General features: G+C 62.4%; 8 protein-coding genes. 4 read left to right on the top strand and 4 right to left on the bottom strand.

Annotated features, from left to right (window positions below; translation table 11 throughout):
* Nucleotides 1-2 precede the first annotated feature (2 nt).
* A complete protein-coding gene (locus E4P01_RS11370) occupies nucleotides 3-848 on the bottom strand; it encodes an ABC transporter permease (protein WP_216091216.1) in 846 nt (281 codons plus the stop codon).
* Nucleotides 845-1,873, bottom strand: coding sequence for an ABC transporter ATP-binding protein (locus E4P01_RS11375; protein ID WP_078821097.1), 1,029 nt, complete (start codon nucleotides 1,871-1,873; stop codon nucleotides 845-847). Before E4P01_RS11375 ends, E4P01_RS11370 begins: the two co-directional genes overlap by 4 nt.
* Nucleotides 1,874-2,098: 225 nt before the next feature.
* Between E4P01_RS11375 and E4P01_RS11380 the strand changes: the two genes are divergently transcribed.
* A complete protein-coding gene (locus E4P01_RS11380) occupies nucleotides 2,099-2,947 on the top strand; it encodes an IclR family transcriptional regulator (protein ID WP_032876330.1) in 849 nt (282 codons plus the stop codon).
* 84 nt (nucleotides 2,948-3,031) lie between these two features.
* The gene (locus E4P01_RS11385; protein WP_216091217.1) at nucleotides 3,032-4,387 is read left to right on the top strand and encodes an MATE family efflux transporter; all 1,356 of its coding nucleotides are present in this window, start codon (nucleotides 3,032-3,034) and stop codon (nucleotides 4,385-4,387) included.
* Here the strand turns inward: E4P01_RS11385 and E4P01_RS11390 are convergent.
* Nucleotides 4,371-4,958 carry a TetR/AcrR family transcriptional regulator gene (locus E4P01_RS11390; RefSeq protein ID WP_216091218.1) on the bottom strand — a complete coding sequence of 196 codons (588 nt, stop codon included), beginning with the start codon at nucleotides 4,956-4,958 and terminating at the stop codon, nucleotides 4,371-4,373. The two genes, E4P01_RS11385 and E4P01_RS11390, sit on opposite strands and share 17 nt — an antisense overlap.
* Nucleotides 4,959-5,089: 131 nt before the next feature.
* Between E4P01_RS11390 and E4P01_RS11395 the strand changes: the two genes are divergently transcribed.
* Nucleotides 5,090-6,262, top strand: a complete 1,173-nt coding sequence (locus E4P01_RS11395; RefSeq protein WP_216091219.1) for an MFS transporter — start codon at nucleotides 5,090-5,092, stop codon at nucleotides 6,260-6,262.
* Here the strand turns inward: E4P01_RS11395 and E4P01_RS11400 are convergent.
* Entirely contained in the window at nucleotides 6,244-6,453 is a 210-nt protein-coding gene (locus tag E4P01_RS11400) for a hypothetical protein (RefSeq protein WP_216091220.1), read from the bottom strand. The two genes, E4P01_RS11395 and E4P01_RS11400, sit on opposite strands and share 19 nt — an antisense overlap.
* A 233-nt stretch (nucleotides 6,454-6,686) precedes the next feature.
* On the opposite strand from E4P01_RS11400, the gene E4P01_RS11405 reads away from it, so the two are divergent.
* The coding region (locus tag E4P01_RS11405; RefSeq protein ID WP_248130004.1) for a non-ribosomal peptide synthase/polyketide synthase at nucleotides 6,687-19,131 on the top strand (12,445 nt) is incomplete at its 3' end.

Consider the following 19,131-nt stretch of genomic DNA (forward strand, 5'->3'; position numbering starts at 1 on the left):
GCTTAAACCCCCAGGGACTTTTTATAGCGGCCTTCGACCATTCGGTTCCAGCTCAGCATGATCAGTAGATTGACCAACAGCAGCACCACCGCGATAGTCGCGCCCATGGGCCAGTTGAGTTCCGAGAGGTATTGGTCATACACCACAGTGGCGACCATTTTCAGACGCCGCCCGCCCAGCAACCCTGGGATTGCGAACGAACTGGCGGCCAGGCCGAACACGATCAAGGTGCCGGACAGCACGCCGGGCATCACTTGCGGCAACACGATCTTGCGCATCACCGTGGCCTGGCTTGCGCCCAGAGAAAGCGCCGCTTGTTCCGCCGAGGGGTCGAGCTTTTGCAGGGAGGTCCATACCGGAATGATCATGAACGGCAGCATCACGTGCACCAGCGCGATGATCACGGCGAACGGCGTATACAGCAGCTTCACCGGGCGCCCGCCGATGGCCTGGATCACTTGGTTGACCAGGCCATCGGCGCCGAGCAGCAAGCTCCAGCCAAACGCGCGTACCACCACGGAAATCAGAAGCGGTGTGAGGATCAGGATCAGGAAGACCGACCGCCACGGCGTACCCATGCGGCTGAGGATGTACGCCTCCGGTACCCCGATCAGCACGCACAGCAACGTTACCAGCGCACTGATCCAGAAGGTGCGCCAGAAGATCTCGTAGAAATAGGCATCGCTCAACAATGCCAGGTAGTGGTCCAGGGTCCACTGATCGGCCTTTACACCCACCTGGTAATCGAACACGTTGAAGGACAGTACCAGCGTCAAGACCAATGGCAAGATCAGTAACCCGCCAAACAGCACCAATGCCGGTAACGAGAGCAGGTAGCCGCGCCTCATGGGTGCACCTCATCGGCCGCCAGTACCCGCAGCAAATCCGCTTGCCATTGCAGGCCCACTGCCGCGCCGTTGCAAAGCGGTGCGCTGCCATCGTTGCCGCGCACCACGGTAATTTCGCCAAGGGGGGTATGGATGCGATACAGCCATTGGCTGCCGAAAAAGTAGCGGTCGAGCACCTGGCCTTGCACGCGGCCTGAACCTGCTTGTACCAATTGGATCTTTTCCGGACGCAGGCTCAGGGTCAGTTGGCCAGCGCCGCCCTGGTGACGCACTTGGGGGACACCGAGCGCGTCGTAGTCGCCGGCCAGCAGGTTGGCCTTGCCGACAAAGTCAGAGATGAAGCGCGTGCGCGGATGTTCATAGAGTTTGTACGGCGCGTCGATCTGGGTCACGCGCCCGGCCTGCATCACGACCACGCGATCGCTGATGGAGAGCGCTTCGCCCTGGTCATGGGTGACCATTAAGGTGGTGATGCCCACCGCACATTGAATGCGGCGGATCTCGAACTGCATCTCTTCACGCAGGTTGGCGTCAAGGTTGGACAACGGTTCATCCAACAGCAGAACCGGTGGCTCGATCACCAATGCACGGGCCAGCGCGACGCGTTGGCGTTGGCCGCCGGAGAGTTCCCGAGGGTAGCGTTCGGCATGGGGGGCCAGACGCACCAGTTCGAGTACGGTCTTGACGAGGCTTGCGATCTTGGTGGCCGGTACCTTGCGCATCTTCAAGCCGAAGGCGACGTTGTCGCGCACGCTCATATGGGGAAACAGCGCATAGCTTTGGAACACCACGCCCAGGCCACGACTGGCAGGCTTGGCGCGGGTGATGTCGCGACCATCGAGCAGGATCTGGCCGCTGCTCACCTCGACAAAGCCGGCGATCATTTGCAGGGTGGTGGTCTTGCCGCAGCCCGAAGGACCAAGCAGGGAAACGAATTCACCTTTTTCCACCGCGAGGTCGGTGGCAACTACTGCATCAACGGCGCCGTAGCGTTTACTCAAGGCGTTGAGTTGGAGAAATGCCATGTCTGCGTTCCACCTTTTATTCCGCCGCGCCGAAGCGCGTTTTTTTGTTTTGGGCAGATGCGAAAAGAGTGTTGCCGGTGCGTTGACGCTCGATCTTGAGTCGGCTGCCAGTTGTTGTTCGTTTCGCCCCTGTGGACGCAGATTAGAGCGAAGACTAGGATGGGCGGAAGATGGGATTTCATTCAGCGGACTACTATTTTAAGATTTATTCACTGAGCAGAATTTATGTTGATATCGAGTGATACAGATTCCATTCAGCGGAATAGTAGCGGCAAGGAAGTCGGTGCTGGTGGCGTATCCCGCGTGTTTGCCTTACTACGCGCTCTGGGTGAAGTGCCCGAGGGAGGTGAACGTGTCACCCAGCTCGCCCACCGCGTTGGCCTCTCCCAGCCCACCACTCACCGCTTGCTACGCAGCCTGATGGATGAAGGCATGGTCGAGCAGGATGCACGCAGTAAACGCTATCGCCTGAGCCTGGAGTTCTTTGCGTTGGCGGCCAATGCCGGCAAGACTGGCAACCTGCGCGATCTGGTGCGCCCAAGCCTGTTGCGCCTGAGTGCATCGTTGGGAGATTCGCTGTTCCTGCTGGCTCGCAGCGGCTTCGACGCCATTTGCCTGGACCGCAGCGAAGGCCCGTACCCGATTCGTACCTTCACCGGTGATATCGGCGGGCGCGTAGCCCTGGGGGTAGGGCAGGGCAGCCTGGCAATTCTGGCCTTTCTGCCGCAGGAAGAGCGCGAGACGGTCATCCGCTACAACCTGCCACGGCTCAAGGATTTTCATTTGTATGACGAAGTGCTGCTGCGCTCCGAAGTTGAGAACGTTCGCAATTTGGGCTACGCGGCACGCAACACCGGGGTGCTGGAAGGTATGGCGGGGTTGGCAGTGCCGATCCTCAACCGCGAGGGGCATGCGGTCGCAGCGTTGAGTGTGGCGACCATCAGTGACCGCCTGGGGCCAAGCCGATTGCCGATGGTGGTGGAGTTGCTCAAGCGCGAAGCTGCAGCAATCGGGCCACGCATCAACCCGTTCGACCCTACGTTGCGCAGGCCGTCGCAGACGTTTGGTGGATGAGTGATCTTTGCTAAAACGCATTAGCATTGGATCCACTTACGGTATAACCCTGCGACGCTTTCGTTATTCGAGGTCCCATTTTTCATGCTGACCCCTTTGCAACGCCCGCTGTGGCAGATCTATCTGATCTTTCTGGCACCGATGGTGCTGTCCAATTTTCTGCAAAGCTTTTCCGGCACCCTCAACGGTATCTATGTCGGGCAAATGCTCGGCACCCAGGCTTTGGCGGCGGTGTCGGGGATGTTCCCCATCGTGTTTTTCTTTATCGCCCTGGTGATCGGCCTGGGGGCGGGCGCCTCGGTGTTGATCGGCCAGGCGTGGGGTGCCCAGGAGACGGGGCTGGTCAAGGTGATTACCGGCGCCACCCTGACGTTGGGCGCCCTGGTGGGCCTGATTGCCGCGGTGCTGGGCAGCCTGTTTGCGCGCCCGGCCTTGCAGGCATTGGGTACGCCGCTGGATGTGCTCGACGATGCGGTGGGCTATGCCCAGATGATGATGTTGATCATGCCGCTGTTGCTGGTGTTCATCCTCTATACCCAGTTGCTGCGTGGGGTGAGCGACACGATTTCGCCGTTGCTGGCGTTAATGGTTTCGACCCTGGTGGGCTTGCTGCTGACGCCAGCGCTGATTCGCGGCTGGATCGGCCTGCCACCCATTGGCATCCAGAGTGCGGTTTACGCAGGTTTGGTGGCTAACGCCTTGGCGATGCTGTTCCTGGTGCTGCGCCTGCGGCATAAAAACCATGTGATGGCACCGGATCGCGAGCTGCTCGCGGCTTTACGCCTGGACCGCGTCATCCTCGGTAAAGTGCTGCGCATCGGCCTGCCGACAGGCTTGCAGATGGTGGTGTTGTCGTTGTCGGAATTGGTCATCCTGGCCCTGGTCAATAGCCACGGCTCCCAGGCCACGGCGGCTTATGGCGCGGTGACGCAGATCGTCAACTACGTCCAGTTCCCGGCGCTGTCGATTGCCATCACCGCCTCGATCCTCGGTGCCCAGGCGATCGGCGCCGGGCGCCTGGAGCGCATCGGGCCGATCCTGCGCACGGGGTTGGTGATCAACCTGTGCCTGACCGGGGGCCTGATTGTGCTCGGTTATGGGTTGTCGCACTGGTTGCTGGGGCTGTTCATCACTGACGACAGCGCCCGGATCAGAGCCGAACACCTGCTGCACATCATGCTCTGGAGCATCCTGGTGTTCGGCTTCCAGGCGGTGATCGGCGGCATCATGCGCGCCAGCGGCGTGGTGCTGATGCCGGTGGCAATCTCGATTTTCTGCGTGCTTTGCGTGGAGCTGCCGATGGCTTATCTGTTCAACGCACACTTCGGGCTGGAGGGGGTGTGGATGGCGTTCCCGGTGACCTACCTGGCAATGCTGGTATTGCAGACCGCGTATTACCGGCTGGTATGGCGGCATAAGCAGATCAAGCGGTTGGTTTGAGGCTGAGCCCGCGCAATAACACCTCCAGGCCCTGCAAGCCTTCCTCCAGCCGCGCGCCCGGGTGTGCATCCCGGGCGATCCACAACGCCGTGTTGACCAGGCTGCCGTTGATCAACTGCGCCAGTGCCTGGCTGGGTGCCGGCGCCACCCATCCGGCTTGCATCAGGGCCTCCAAGAGTTGGCGCAACGACTCAACGCAGTGGTGTTGTGAGCCGGTATCCCCCAGCACCGCTGGCGCATCCTGCAACACAATGCGCTGGATTTCCGGATCCTGGGCCATGCGCAGATAAGCTCGGCAGCGTTCGCAAAACCCGCTCCAGGGCTCTATGGCCTGCGCGCTGATGCGTTGCAAGTGCTCGTCCATCTCGCTGTCGAGCTGGGCGACTACGGCTGCCAGCAAGCCTTTTTTGTCACCAAAGTGATGGTACAACGCACCGCGCGTCAGCCCGGCTTGAGCGGTAAAGTCATCCATCGAGGTATGGGCATAGCCTTGGGTGGCGAATGCCCGGCGCGCACTTGCGATCAGGCGGGCGCGAGTCTCTTCGATCATTTCGGCACGGGCTCGGCTCATGGAAGTCTCATTGGTTGGTGATTGACATACGGTGCGTATGCGAAGCATGATCCCTAACATACGCACCGTATGTATTCTGCCCGGATCGCTTCAGATAGCAAGGCCGCGGCTTGAGCAAGAGGTTACGCAGGATGGCAAACCCTTACGCCGAATTATTCCAGGTCCCAGGCGCCCGAGCCTTTGTGCTCGCAGGCATGTTGGCGCGCATGCCAATCTCGATGACCGGTATCGGCCTGATCACCATGCTCGCCCAAGTCCATGGCGGTTATGGGCTGGCGGGGTCGGTGGCGGCGGTGTTTGCCCTGGCCACGGCGTTTTGTGCGCCGCAAGTGTCGCGTTGGGTGGACCGCTACGGCCAGGGCAAGGTCCTGCCGATAGCCGCACTGATCGGCGGCGGGGCGCTATTGATGTTGTTGCTGTGTACGCGTTTGCAGGCACCAAGCTGGACGCTGTTCCTGTTTGCTGCGCTGGCCGGCTGCATGCCCAATATGTCCGCCATGGTGCGTGCGCGCTGGACCGAGTTGTACCGCGGCCAGCCCAGGCTGCAAACCGCGTTTGCTCTGGAGTCGGTGCTGGATGAGGTGTGCTTTATTATCGGCCCACCCATTTCTGTGGGCCTGAGCGTAGTGCTGTTCCCCGAAGCCGGCCCTTTGGTGGCGGCATTGTTACTAGCGGTGGGCGTCACCACCTTTGTAATGCAGCGGCAAACCGAGCCACCCATACACGAGCACCACGGCGCGCATGGCCGCTGGCTGATCGCTTCCCCTGCGGTTTTGATTCTGATGACCTTGCTGCTGGCCATGGGCGTGATCGTCGGCGTGGTGGACGTGGTCAGTGTGGCGTTCGCCCAGCATCAGGGCCAGCCGGCGGCGGCGAGTATTGTGCTGTCGGTGTACGCCATCGGTTCGTGCCTGGCCGGATTGGCCTTCGGTGCCCTCAAGCTCAAGGCGCCGTTGCCGCGTCAGTTCCTGTTCTGCGGAGTGGCCACGGCGTTGACTACCTTGCCCTTGTTGCTGGTGAGCAACATCCCCGGTCTGGCCGTCGCCATATTTATCTCCGGCCTGTTCTTTGCGCCCACCTTGATCGTGTCGATGGCCATGGTCGAGCAGATCGTTGCGCCCAGCCGTCTTACCGAAGGCATGACCTGGCTGATCACCGGGTTGAGCATCGGCGTTGCTATCGGCGCCGCCAGTTCTGGTTGGATGATCGATCATTTCGGCGCGACCAGTGGATTCTGGGTGGCGTTGGCGGCGGGGGCGGTGGTGTTGTGCTCGGCTGCAGTGGGTTACCGGCGTTTAGGATGAAGGGCTACGGAGCACTCCCGGTCAAGAAAATCATTTACGGCCGCGCGGAAGGCCATCTCCAGTTCTTGTTCGGTCTGCCCTTCATAGCTCACCAATGGGCTGATACATAAAAGCCTGCCGAACAGGCAATGGTCTTCAGTGCTGTGTTCAACCGAGCCTCTATAGCCTTTGTATTGCAGTTGGCGATTCATTGTGCGGATTTTCCTCACGTAAACGGCTGGATAACTTGGCCTCGGCAAGCCTGAATCTTACGCATTGCTGAAAATATCGGCCGCGCACGCTTTTTTTCGTAGGACGTTTCCCGCCAGCCCGCATTCCCCGCGGATAACGGCCGCCTATCCCCCGCTAATTTTTCCCTTCCCGGTTCGTTTTATAGGGACGACGTGCCTTTGTGCTTCCCGCCTATTGCCCCGGATTCGAAGAAATGAATGCTGAAGACTCCTTGAAACTTGCTCGCCGGTTTATCGGGCTGCCCCTGGAAAAACGCCAACTGTTCCTGCAAGCCCTGCAGAAAGAGGGCGTGGATTTTTCCAGGTTTCCGATACCGGCAGGGGTGGAGGTTGAGGATCGCCAGGCGCTTTCCTACGCGCAGCAGCGCATGTGGTTTCTCTGGCAATTGGAACCGGCCAGTGGCGCCTACAATTTGCCTGGCGCGGTGCGCTTGACCGGCGCGCTGAGCCTGCCTGCGATGGAGCAGGCGTTCGCCAGCCTGGTGGCGCGTCACGAAACCCTGCGCACCGTGTTCCAGCGACAGGCCGACGAGCGCTTGGCGCAGGTGGCGGTAGAACCGGCGGTGAATGTCGAGCAGTTGGACGTCAGCGCCTTGCCAGACGCCGAGCGCAAGCAGGCCGTCAGCGACGCCGCTACCCGCCAGTCCCTGTTGCCGTTCGACCTGGAGCACGGCCCGCTGTTGCGTGTGCAACTGCTCAAACTCGCCGATCAAGAGCACGTGCTGCTGCTAACCCTGCATCACATCGTCTCTGATGGTTGGTCGATGAACGTACTGATCGACGAGTTCATTCGTTGCTATGACGCCCATGAGCGCAACGAAGAACCGCAATTGCCGGCGCTGCCGATCCAGTACAGCGACTATGCCCTGTGGCAACGGCGCTGGCTGGAAGCGGGGGAGCAGGCGCGCCAGTTGGAATACTGGCAGGCGCGCCTGGGCGACGAGCATCCGGTACTGGAACTGCCCACCGACCACCCACGCCCGGCGATGCCCAGCCATCAAGGCACGCGGTATAACTTCGCGATTGATCCGGCATTGGCGGTACAACTGCGCAGTTGCGCGCAAAAACACAACGTCACTTTGTTCATGCTGCTGCTGGGCGCGTTCAATGTGCTGCTGCATCGCTATACGGGCCAGGGTGATATCCGCGTCGGCGTGCCGATTGCCAATCGCAACCGCACTGAAGTCGAAGGGCTGATCGGTTTCTTCGTCAATACCCAGGTGTTGCGCACCGAACTGAGCGGGCAAACCCGCGTGACCGAGCTGTTGCAAGGCATCAAGGAACACGCCCTGGGTGCCCAGGCCCATCAGGAATTGCCCTTCGAGCGCCTGGTAGAAGCGCTGAAAATCGAGCGCAACCTGAGTCACACGCCGCTGTTCCAGGTGATGTACAACCACCAGCCGGTCGTCGCCGACATCGCTTCGGTCAGTACCGCGTCCGGCCTGGAGCTGGCCCTGGTGGAATGGCAAGGCCGCACCACGCAGTTCGACCTGACCCTGGACACCTATGAAAAATCCGGCACCCTGCACGCCGCGCTGACCTACGCCAATGACCTGTTTGACGCGCCGACCATCGACCGCATGGCCCAACACTGGATCAGCCTGTTGCAGGCGATGGTGTTGGATGGCGAACAGCGTATCGGCGAATTGTCGATGCTTGATGCCCAAGAACAGCACCGACTGGTTCACACCTGGAACCAGACTGCCGAGTCATACCCAACCGAACGCGCAATTCATCACCTGATCGAAGACCAGGTTCAGCGCACCCCGGATGCACCGGCACTGGTATTCGGTACAACCACCTTGACTTACGCCCAGCTCGACAGCCGGGCCAACCAGCTGGCCCACGCCTTGTGCGAGCAGGGCGTAGGCCCCGACGTGCTGGTGGGGATCTGTGTCGAGCGTTCCGTCGAAATGGTCATCGGCCTGCTGGCGATTCTCAAGGCCGGTGGCGCCTACGTGCCCCTCGACCCCGAGTATCCCCAGGAACGCCTGGCCTACATGATCGAAGACAGCGGCATTCGGTTGCTGCTCAGCCAGCAAAGCCTGCTGGCCGCGCTGCCCGCTGCCGGTATCCAGGTGATTGCCCTGGATCAGCCGGCGCTGTGGCTCGACGGCTACAGCCGCGAAGCGCCCGCCGTGGCGGTCAATGCCCTCAACCTCGCCTATGTGATCTACACCTCCGGCTCCACCGGCAAGCCCAAGGGCGCTGGCAACAGCCACCGTGCGTTGGTCAACCGTTTGAGTTGGATGCAGCAGGCGTACGGCCTGGATGCCGCGGATGCAGTGTTGCAGAAAACCCCGTTCAGCTTCGACGTGTCGGTGTGGGAATTCTTCTGGCCGCTGATGACCGGTGCGCGCCTGGTGGTTGCGGCGCCTGGGGAGCACCGTGAACCGGCGCGCCTGATCGAAACCATCGGCCGGCACGCCATCACCACGTTGCACTTCGTGCCGTCGATGCTGCAGGCGTTTATCCACGAGCCGGGCGTGCAGGCGTGCACCTGCCTCAAGCGCATTGTGTGCAGTGGCGAAGCCTTGCCCCTGGATGCGCAACGGCAGGTGTTCGCCAGGCTGCCCGATGTGGCGCTGTACAACCTCTATGGCCCGACCGAAGCGGCCATTGACGTCACCCACTGGACCTGCATCGACGAAGGCGCCGACAGCGTACCCATCGGCCGCCCGATCGCCAACCTCGCCACCTATGTGCTCGACGCCCAACTCAACCCGGTGCCTGACGGTGTAGCTGGCGAGCTGTACCTGGGCGGTAGCGGCCTGGCGCGCAGTTATCATCGGCGCCCGGCGTTGACCGCCGAACGTTTTGTGCCAAGCCCGTTCGTGACGGGTGAGCGGCTGTATCGTACCGGTGACCGTGTGCGCCAGCGCGCCGATGGTGTGATCGAATACCTCGGCCGCCTCGATCACCAGGTCAAGTTGCGCGGCTTGCGTATCGAACTGGGCGAAATCGAAACCCGCCTGATGCAGCACCCGCAAGTGCGCGAAGCGGTGGTGTTGGTGCAAGGTGGCAAACAATTGGTCGCGTACCTGGTGTGTGAAGGCGAGGAGCCGACCGACCTCAAGGCCTGGCTGCTCGGCAGCCTGCCGGAATATATGGTGCCGACCCACTTCCTCACCCTGGCCAAGCTGCCGGTGACCGCCAACGGCAAGCTTGACCGCAAGGCATTGCCACTGCCGGATGCAGCGCTGCAACAGGCGTTTATCGCCCCACAAGGCGACCTGCAAACAGCCCTGGCGGCGATCTGGAGCGATGTGCTCGGCGTTGAACAGGTCGGCCAGGACGATAACTTCTTCGAGCTGGGTGGCGACTCGATCATTTCTATCCAGGTGGTCAGCCGCGCCCGCCGGGCCGGTATCCGACTCAGCCCCCGGGACCTGTTCCAGTACCAAAGCATCCGCAGCCTTTCGCGGGTGGCCAGCTTCGACCAAGTCAGCCTGATCGACCAGGGCCAGATCAGTGGCGAGGTGATTCTGACCCCAGTGCAACAGCGCTTTTTCGCCCAGACGATCCCGGCACGTCATCACTGGAACCAGTCGTTGCTGCTGACCCCGCGAGAGGCGTTGCAGCCCGCGCAGCTGGAAGCGGCCTTGAACCAGCTGATCCAGCATCACGACGTCTTGCGCCTGCGTTTTGTGCAGCAGGCGGATGGCTGGCATCAGAGCCATGCGGCGCCCCTCGCCGAGCCGCTGCTGTGGCAGTCCCACGCCAACATCGACGCCGAGTTGGCAGCGCTGTGTGATGAAGCCCAGCGCAGCCTCGACCTCGAACAAGGCCCGCTGATACGTGCCGCATTGGTGAGCATGGCCGATGGCAGCCAACGCTTGCTGCTGGTGATCCACCACCTGGTCGTCGATGGTGTGTCTTGGCGCATCCTGCTCGAAGACCTGCAACAGGCTTACCGCGAACAGTCGCTGCCGGCGAAAACCAGCGCGTACCAGCATTGGGCGCAGCAACTTCACGACCACGCGCAAACCCTCGACGAGCAACTGCCGTACTGGCAGGCGCAATCGGTCGACACCGATCTACCTTGCGACCACCCCGAGGGCGGCCTGCAAAACCGGCTGGGCACCAAACTGGAAACGCGCCTCGACGCCGAGCAGACCCGCCGGTTGCTGCAAGACGCACCGGCGGCCTATCGCACCCAGGTCAACGACCTGCTGCTGACGGCCCTGGCGCGGGTGATCAGCCGCTGGAGCGAACAACCCGCTGCGCTGATCCAGCTGGAAGGCCATGGCCGCGAAGACCTGTTCGACGACATCGACCTGAGCCGTACCGTCGGCTGGTTCACCAGCCTGTTCCCGGTGCGTCTGCGCGCCGAAGGCGAGTTGTCCGATGCGATCAAATCGGTCAAGGAGCAACTGCGCGCCGTGCCCGACAAGGGCCTGGGTTACGGTCTGCTGCGTTACCTGGGGTCGCCGCAGGCCCGCGAAAGCCTGGCGAACCTCGCCGCACCGCGCATTACGTTCAACTACCTGGGCCAGTTCGACCGTCAGTTCAATGAGTCGGTACTCTTCGTACCGGCCAGTGAAGGCAGCGGCCAAGCCCAGGATCCCGAGGCACCGCTGGCCAACTGGTTGACGGTGGAAGGGCAGGTGTATGGCGGTGAGTTGGCGCTGCAATGGGGCTTCAGTCGCGAGATGTTTGACGTGTCGAGCGTCCAGCGTCTGGCGGATGAATACACCGCTGAACTCAAGGCGTTGATCGAACATTGTTGTGCTGCTCCGGCAGGGCAGGTGACCCCGTCGGATTTTCCGTTGGCACGTCTTACTCAGCAGCAACTGGATGCATTGCCCGTGGCGGGGTCGGCCATTGCCGATCTTTACCCGCTGTCGCCGATGCAGCAGGGCATGTTGTTCCACACGTTGCTTGCGCCCGAGGCCCAGTCTTATATCAACCAGTTGCGCCTCGACATCGAAGGGCTCGACCTATTGGCCTTCGGGCGTGCCTGGCAGGCCGCGCTGGACCGCCATGACACCCTGCGCAGCAGCTTCCATTGGCTGGGCATGGACAGTGCTCACCAGTTGATCCAGCACCAGGTTGACCTGCAACTGCAAGTGATTGAAGACCCGTATGCCGACTTCGACGCCCTGGCCCAGGCTGAACGTGAGCGCGGTTTCGCACTGAATGCCGCGCCGCTGTTTCGCCTGACCCTGGTGCGCGGTGCGGGCGCGGCCTGGCACCTGATTTTTACCAGCCACCACATTCTCATGGATGGCTGGAGCAACGCGCAGTTGCTTGGCGAAGTCATTGCTCACTACGCAGGCCAGGCTGTGCCCGCACCACTGGGGCAATGGCGCGATTATTTGGGCTGGTTGCAACAGCAAGGCTCTGGCGAAGCGTTCTGGAAAGCCGCACTGGCAGCATTGCCGGCGCCGACCTTGCTGTCGCAGGCACTGCGCAAGCCGGTGGACGGGATCGGCATGGCGGACCATCACGTGGCGCTGGACAGCGACGTTACCCGACGTCTCGGCGAGTTTGCGCGCCAGCACAAAGTGACCCTCAATACCGTGTTGCAAGGCGCCTGGGGCCTGCTGTTGCAGCGCTACACAGGCCAGGATTGCGTGGCCTTCGGCGCCACCGTGGCCGGGCGTTCTGCGCCACTGCCAGGGATCGAGCAGCAACTGGGCCTGTTCATCAATACCTTGCCGATCATCAGTGCAGCCTCGCCAGCCCAGTCGGTCGCAAGCTGGCTCGGCGAGTTGCAAGCGCTCAACCTCAGCCTGCGCGACCATGAGCATGTACCGCTCTACGATATCCAGGCTTGGGCCGGCCATCACGGCGCGCTGTTCGATACCTTGCTGGTGTTCGAAAACTTCCCGGTTGCCGAGGCGCTCAAGCAAGGTGCGCCGGCTGGCCTGACCTTCGGTCGCCTGCACAACCATGAACAAACGCACTACCCATTGACCCTGGGCATTGAGCTGGGGGCCAACCTGCGCCTGGAATTCAGCTACGACCGTTCGCTGTTCAGCGAGCCGCAAGTCGCGCGCCTGAGCGCCAACCTTCAACACCTGCTGGCGCAATTGCTCGCAGATGCCCATGTGCCCCTTGGTAACCTGCGCCTTCTCGACGCCACCGCACAGCAGAATATGCTCGCTCTCAGCCAGTCGGCCGCGGCTGCCCAGGGTAACGAGCGCGTGCATCAACGCATCGCAGCCCAAGCCCAGGCCACCCCAGACGCCCTGGCTGTGCTGGCCGGTGGCGAAGGCTTGACGTACGCCGAGCTAAACCAGCGGGCCAATCGTCTGGCCCATCGCCTATTGGAGCTTGGTGTCGGTCCCGGACAACGGGTGGGCCTGGCTTCGCGCCGTGGCCCGCAGTTGATTGTCAGCCTGTTGGCGGTACTCAAAAGTGGCGCGGCCTACGTACCGCTGGACCCGAAATACCCCGTCGAGCGCCTGGCCTACATGCTCGCCGACAGCCGACTCAACCTGCTGCTCAGCGAAGTGGGTTTGCTCGTGGATCTGCCATTGCCCCAAGGACTGGCACGTGTGGATTTCACCGCCTGCGGTGACGAGCTGGCCGGCTACCCGACGACCAACGTGCCCAACCCTGCCGCCGCTGCTGATCTGGCGTATGTGATCTACACCTCGGGCTCCACCGGTCAGCCCAAAGGTGTGGCCATCGATCATGCCGCCCTCGGTCAATTCTGCGACAGTGCCACGCTGTACAGCCGCTTGAGTGCCGAGGATCGCGTCTTGCAGTTTGCGACCTTCAGTTTCGACGGTTTTGTCGAGCAGTGCTTCCCGCCCTTGTGTGTGGGTGCAGCGTTGATCATGCGCAGTGATGAGCTGTGGGACGCCGGGCAACTGGCGCGGGAGATCGTCGAGCAAGGCGTAACCCTGGCCGACTTGCCGGCGGCCTACTGGTATCTGTTGGCGCAGGAATGTGCAGTGCACTGCCGCTCCCTGGGCAAGCTGCGCCAGGTGCATGTGGGCGGTGAAGCCATGGCGGTGGAGGGTGTACGTGCCTGGCATGCCGCAGGGCTTGGTCATGTGCGCCTGGTCAATACCTACGGGCCGACCGAAGCCACGGTGGTGTCCAGCGTGCATGACTGCCAGTTGACCGATGCCAACGACGCGTACGGCGTACCGATTGGGCAGGCGATTGCGGGGCGTGCGCTGTATGTGCTCGACAGCGGTTTCGAACTGCTGAGCACCGACGGTGTGGGCGAGTTATGCATCGGCGCCGAGGCGGGCTTGGCCCAGTGCTACTTCGATCGCCCGGCGCTCACTGCCGAGCGCTTCTTGCCTGACCCATTTTCCGCCACGCCCGGTGCGCGGCTTTATCGCAGTGGCGACCTGGCCCGGTACAACGCGGCGGGGGCGCTGGAATACGTGGGGCGTATCGACCATCAGGTGAAGATTCGCGGCCTTCGTATCGAAATGGGCGAGATCGAAGCCAGCCTGCAAGCCTTGCCCGACGTGCGTGAAGCGGCAGTGATTGCCCAGCCGAGCGCGATCGGCATGCAGTTGGTGGCGTATGTGGTACCCGCCGATGATCAGCAGTTGGAAGCGCAGGCACTGGCGACACGCTTGCGTCAGGCGTTACCGGATTACATGGTGCCGGGACATTGGGTGGTACTCGATGCCTTGCCGCTCAACAACAATGGCAAGCTCGACCGCCGGGCGCTGCCGGCACCGGATCTGAGCCAGGCGTGCGCCGTGTACGTGGCACCTCAGAGCCCTTTGCAGGTGCAGTTGGCAGCGATCTGGCAAGCGGTGCTGCACGTGGAGCGGGTTGGCCTGGACGACCACTTCTTCGAGCGCGGCGGTCACTCGTTGCTGGCGACTCAAGTGATCTCACGGGTGCGTCACGACCTCAAGCTGGAAGTACCGTTGCGGGCCCTGTTCGAACAGCCGACGCTGGCAGCCTTCGCGGCGGCTTGCGCAGGCTTGACGGCCGATACGGCGCCAGCGCTCCAAGCGCTTGGACGTGAGCAGCCGCTGGCGTTGTCCTTTGCTCAGGAGCGTCAATGGTTCCTGTGGCAATTGGACCCGGCCAGCGCGGCTTACCATGTACCGACTGCATTGCACGTGCGCGGTCAACTCGACAGTGCGGCACTTGCACGCGCCGTCCAGGCCCTGGTGCAGCGTCATGAACCGCTGCGTACTACGTTTGTGGAGGCGGGCGAGCACACCTTGCAAGTCGTCCACCCCAGTCTGACCGTGCCGATTGAGCAGCAAGCGATTGCCGCCGATGCCATCGAGCACGCCGTCAGCGAAGAAATCCAGCGCCCGTTCGACCTGCTTGACGGCCCATTGATGCGCGTCAAGTTGCTGGTCGTCGCGCCTGAACACCACGTGCTGGTCATTACCCAGCACCACATCATCTCTGATGGCTGGTCGATGCAGGTCATGATCGACGAGTTGGTAGCGCTGTACCAAGGTGACGCGGACTTGCCGGCCTTGCCGATCCAGTACGCCGACTATGCCCGTTGGCAGCGTGATTGGATGGCGGCAGGGGAGCAACAACGCCAGCTCGATTACTGGTGCGCCCGTCTGGGTAACGACCATCCGCTGCTGGACTTGCCGCTGGACCATCCGCGCCCAGCGGTGCAGAGCTATCGCGGCGCACGCCGGCAGATCCATCTTGACCGCGTGATGCTGGCTGAGCTCAAAGCCTTGGCCGAACGCCAGGACGTGACCTTGTTCATGCTCCTGCTGGCCTCGTTCCAGACCTTGCTGCACCGCTACAGCGGCCAGTCGCAGGTTCGCGTCGGCGTGCCGATCGCCAACCGTAATCGTCTCGAAACCGAGCGGCTGATGGGCTTCTTCGTCAATACCCAAGTACTGCAGGCGCAGTTGCACGGGCAGATGCCTTTCGAGCAGTTGCTGGGCCAAGTCAAACGGCGCGCTTTGGAAGCCCAGGGCCATCAGGACCTGCCGTTCGAGCAACTTGTGCAGGTGTTGCAGCCGGAGCGCAGCCTGAGCCATAACCCGCTATTCCAGGTGATGTTCAATCATCAAAGCAGCCTGCGTTCGGGTTCAGTGCAACTGCCTGGCCTGGTGTTGCAGCCAATGGACTGGGCGGGTCACAGCACGCAGTTCGACCTGAACCTGGAAACCGAGGAATCGGCCGACGGCCTCTGGGCGTCCCTGACCTACGCCACCGACTTGTTTGACGCTGCAACCGTGGAACGTCTGGCCGAGCATTGGCAAAACCTGCTGCGCGCGGTCGTGCACGATGCCTCCCAGCCCCTGGATGAACTGGCGATGCTGAGCACGTCGCAATGGCAACAAATGGTGCACGACTGGAACCGCAGCGACACCCCATACCCACACGAACAGTGCGTACACCAGCTGTTTGAGGCCCAGGCCGTGGCGCAACCCGACGCCATCGCGCTGCACTTCGACGAGGAGCGCCTGAGCTACGGTGAACTCAACCGCCGCGCCAATCGCCTGGCCCATCGTTTGATCGCCATGGGCGTCGGCCCGGACGTGCTGGTGGCAGTGCACGTGGAGCGCTCCCTGGACATGGTGGTCGGCTTGCTCGCGACTCTCAAGGCCGGTGGCGCCTATGTCCCACTCGACCCGCAATTCCCGGCAGAGCGCCTGGCGTTCATGCTCGAAGACAGCCGCGCCCGGGTGCTGCTGACCCAGGCGCACCTGCAAGGGCGCCTGGTGCAGCCGCAAGGCGTGCAGGTGCTGATGGTCGAGGATGTCGGCACGCAGGCATATAACCCGCAGGTTGCCGTTACACCGCAAAATCTGGCCTACGTCATCTACACCTCCGGCTCCACCGGCAAGCCTAAAGGGGTGATGGTAGGCCACCAGGCGCTGTGCAGCTTTACCAGCGGTATGGCCGGCACCTTGGATATTGGCCGGCAGACGCGGCTGTTGTCGCTGACGACCTTCTCGTTCGATATCTTCGCCCTGGAGCTGTACGTGCCGCTGAGTATGGGCGGCACAGTGCTACTGAGCGCCCAGGACATGGCCCTCGACCCTGAGGCGATTCTCGAACTGGCCCAGCGTCAGGCCGCGAGTGTGCTGCAGGCCACGCCATCGAGCTGGCGCATGTTGCTCGATAGCCCGCTCGCCCATTTACTGAGTGGCATAACCTGTCTGTGCGGTGGTGAAGCGCTGCCAGCCGACTTGGCCCAGCGCCTGCTCGAGCTGCAAGGTACCGTATGGAACCTCTATGGCCCGACGGAAACCACCATCTGGTCAGCGGCTCATCGTCTGCACCAAGCGCAGCCTTTCGTTGGACGGCCGATTGCCAATACCGGGTTGTTTATCCTCAATCCCGGCCTCACGCCATGCCCGCAAGGCGCGTCTGGCGAGCTGCTGATCGGCGGTGTCGGCCTGGCGCGCGGTTACCACAGGCAGCCGGCGCTGACTGCCGAACGCTTCGTGCCCAACCCGTTTGGGGCGCCGGGCGAACGCCTGTACCGCACCGGCGACCTGGCACGCTACCGGGCCGACGGCGTGGTGGAGTACATCGGGCGCGTCGACCATCAGGTCAAGGTCCGTGGTTTCCGGATCGAGCTGGGTGAAATCGAAGCCTGTCTGCGTGAGCACGACGGTGTACGCGAAGCGGTGGTGCTGGCCGATAACGACCGCCTGATCGCCTATCTGGTCAGCTCCGCACCGCAGCCACAGCAGGCGTACAAAGCCGCGCTGCGCGAGTGCCTGCCGGATTACATGGTGCCTGCGCACTGGATGTTCCTCGATAGCCTGCCCTTGACCCCCAACGGCAAGCTCGACCGCAAGGCGCTGCCCAAACCGGAGGTTGGCGATTCACTCAAAGGCCATATAGCACCGGCAACCCTGCGCGAGCAGCAGGTGGCGGCCATCTGGGCCGAAGTGCTGGAGGTGCCGCAGGTCGGCCTCGACGACCACTTCTTCGAGCTGGGTGGCCATTCATTGCTGGCTACGCGTGTGGTGTCGCGGGTTCGCCAGGCCCTGACACTGGAAGTTGCGCTCAAGACCTTGTTCGAACACCCGCTGCTGAGTGATTTCGTTCGGGCCTTGGGCGAGGAGGGCGCTACTGCGCCAGCGTTGCTCAAGGCCGACCGCACGCAGCCTTTGCCGCTGTCCTACGCTCAGGAGCGCCAATGGTTCCTCTGGCAACTGGACCCCACCGGCGCCGCGTACCACATCCCCAGCGCCTTGCGTTTGCAAGGGCCGCTGGACCTGAGTGCACTGCAACGCAGCTTCGACAGCCTGCTGGGCCGCCATGAAAGCTTGCGCACGCATTTTCAGCAACAGGCCACCGGTGCGTTGCAGGTCATTGAGGCCGTTGGCTGCGTCGATATCGACCGGGTCGATAGTGATTACGCTAGCCTCAAGGCGCGGGTCGCTGAAGTGGTCGCCCACCCGTTCGACCTGCTGCGCGGGCCACTGCTGCGGGTCAAGTTGCTGCGTCTGGCCGACGATGATCATGTGCTGGTGCTGGTGCAGCACCACATCGTCTCCGATGGTTGGTCGATGCAACTGATGGTTGAGGAGTTGGTGCAGTTGTATGCCGCCTTCAGCCAGGGGCAAACCCCAAGCCTGCCGATGCTGCCGATCCAGTACGCCGACTATGCCGTATGGCAACGCGACTGGATGGCCGCGGGCGAGCAGGCACGTCAATTGGCCTACTGGCGCGAGCATTTGGGCGGCGAGCAACCGGTGCTGGAATTGCCGTTCGATCACCCGCGCCCGGCACAGCCAAGCCATCGCGGCGCCCGCTTGGGCATAGAGTTGGCCCCCGAGCTGCTGGACGGCTTGCGCAGCCTGGCACGCAGCGCGGGTGTGACGCTGCCGATGGTGCTGCTGGCGTCTTACCAGGCCTTGTTGCATCGCTACAGCGGCCAGGAGGACGTGCGCGTCGGCGTGCCGATTGCCAACCGCAACCGTCTCGAAACCGAGGGTTTGATTGGCTTCTTCGTCAACACCCAAGTGCTCAAGGCCGATATTCATGGCCAGATGAGCGTGGAGCAATTGCTGCACCAGGTACGCCAGCGCTCTTTGGAGGCTCAGGCGCACCAGGACCTGCCCTTCGAGCAGTTGGTGCAGGCTTTGCAACCGGAGCGCAGCCTGAGCCTGAGCCCGTTGTTCCAAGTAGTGTTCAACCACCGTGTAAGCGGTGCCGACAGCCACCTGAGTCGCCTGACCGACCTGCACGTGGAGGTCCTGGATCTGGATGAGGGCGTGGCCCAGTTCGACCTGGCGCTGGATGTGGAAGAAAGCCCGACCGTGCTGCGCGCCTCCCTGAGTTACGCCACTGACCTGTTCGCTGTGGCGACCATCGAGCGCATGGCCGGGCATTGGCAGAACCTGTTGCGGGCAATGGTGGCCGACCAACAACAGGCTATCGGCCAATTGAAGCTGCTGGGCCAGGATGAGCAACAGCACATCCTTGAGCTGTGGAACCAGACCGACGCCGGTTTCTGCGCCGAGCGTCTTGTTCACGAGTTGGTAGCCGACCGTGCCCGGGAAACCCCGGATGCGGTGGCGGTTAAGTTCGATGCGCAGACCCTTAGCTACGCCGAACTGGATCGCCAGGCCAACCGCCTGGCTCATGCCCTGATTGCCCGTGGCGTCGGCCCGGAAGTGCGCGTGGCGATTGCCATGCCGCGCAGCGCCGAGATCATGGTGGCGTTCCTGGCGGTGATGAAAGCCGGTGGCGTGTATGTGCCGC

The sequence above is a fragment of the Pseudomonas sp. NCIMB 10586 genome, from assembly GCF_023127895.1.
Lineage (GTDB): Bacteria > Pseudomonadota > Gammaproteobacteria > Pseudomonadales > Pseudomonadaceae > Aquipseudomonas > Aquipseudomonas synxantha_A.

Bases quoted from the DNA above. Each gene is read 5' to 3' on its own strand.
- E4P01_RS11395 (WP_216091219.1), top strand. From the start codon at position 5,090: ATGGCAAACCCTTACGCCGAATTATTCCAGGTCCCAGGCGCCCGAGCC.
- E4P01_RS11390 (WP_216091218.1), bottom strand. From the start codon at position 4,958: ATGAGCCGAGCCCGTGCCGAAATGATCGAAGAGACTCGCGCCCGCCTG.
- E4P01_RS11375 (WP_078821097.1), bottom strand. From the start codon at position 1,873: ATGGCATTTCTCCAACTCAACGCCTTGAGTAAACGCTACGGCGCCGTT.
- E4P01_RS11385 (WP_216091217.1), top strand. From the start codon at position 3,032: ATGCTGACCCCTTTGCAACGCCCGCTGTGGCAGATCTATCTGATCTTT.
- E4P01_RS11400 (WP_216091220.1), bottom strand. From the start codon at position 6,453: ATGAATCGCCAACTGCAATACAAAGGCTATAGAGGCTCGGTTGAACAC.
- E4P01_RS11380 (WP_032876330.1), top strand. From the start codon at position 2,099: ATGTTGATATCGAGTGATACAGATTCCATTCAGCGGAATAGTAGCGGC.
- E4P01_RS11370 (WP_216091216.1), bottom strand. From the start codon at position 848: ATGAGGCGCGGCTACCTGCTCTCGTTACCGGCATTGGTGCTGTTTGGC.